This is a genomic window from Paraburkholderia sp. BR14320 (assembly GCF_040948665.1).
Taxonomy (GTDB): Bacteria; Pseudomonadota; Gammaproteobacteria; order Burkholderiales; family Burkholderiaceae; genus Paraburkholderia; species Paraburkholderia youngii.
On the sequence record NZ_JBFPKG010000390.1, the window covers coordinates 1 to 250 of the forward strand.

The following is a 250-nucleotide window of genomic DNA, read 5'->3' on the forward strand; positions in this document are numbered from 1 at the left end:
GACAGATGAAATGTGCGGGCAAAGACCCGTCGTCTGCTTCCCAGCAGTTTTACTCCCTTGTGTCATAAGCAATACTTATCATATCGACATTTCTCGTCCCGACACCCTTACTGCAACAGAACCCGATTGGCAGTACCCTGCAGATCGGCTCGACCCCGTAGACGTGCCGTTGATCATCGATGAACATGATCATCACTTCGGTCGGCGGTCGAGCTCCGCCTGTGCGAAATACGCCGACGCCTTGCGCAGG

The 250-nt window shown here is 54.4% G+C and carries 1 pseudogene and 1 other annotated feature; the pseudogene reads right to left on the reverse strand.

What is annotated here, in order from left to right:
- Positions 1 to 116 precede the first annotated feature (116 nt).
- Positions 117 to 235 (reverse strand) — a sequence feature (AL1L pseudoknot).
- Positions 125 to 250 (reverse strand): annotated as a pseudogene (locus AB3X89_RS40770) (IS3 family transposase); the annotation flags it as partial. It overlaps the preceding feature by 111 nt.